Source organism: Sulfitobacter sp. HI0129 (assembly GCF_001635395.1).
Taxonomy (GTDB): domain Bacteria; phylum Pseudomonadota; class Alphaproteobacteria; order Rhodobacterales; family Rhodobacteraceae; genus Sulfitobacter.
On sequence record NZ_LWGH01000924.1, the window covers coordinates 1 to 391 of the forward strand.

The following is a 391-nucleotide window of genomic DNA, read 5'->3' on the forward strand; positions in this document are numbered from 1 at the left end:
GGCCCCGTTTTCGTTTCGCACCGCCGCCTGCGTCCGGGGAGGGGGCTGGCACGGCGGTCCGATGTGCTTGTCAAACTCACTGCGGACCGCGTAGACCCCACTCATTGCCCTGCCCCGCGCCCCTGCCTGTGATCCGCCCTGAAAGGAGACCGCTCATGAAACTATTCGTCGGCCTGGGCAATCCGGGCGGCAAATATGCCGGGAATCGCCACAACATCGGCTTCATGGCACTGGACCGCATCGCGGCGGACCATGGCTTTGCGCCATGGAAGGGCAAGCATCAGGGCAGCATCAGCGAAGGCCGCTTCGGCTCGGCCCGGGCCGTTCTGCTCAAGCCGGAAACCTTCATGAACAACTCCGGCCAGTCGGTCCAGGCGGCCATGCGCTTTTA

Annotated in this window: 1 protein-coding gene; it reads left to right on the top strand. The window is 64.7% G+C overall.

Annotated elements, in window-relative coordinates:
- Positions 1 to 155 precede the first annotated feature (155 nt).
- The coding region (locus A3764_RS20975) for an aminoacyl-tRNA hydrolase (protein ID WP_150122364.1) at positions 156 to 391 on the top strand (236 nt) is incomplete at its 3' end.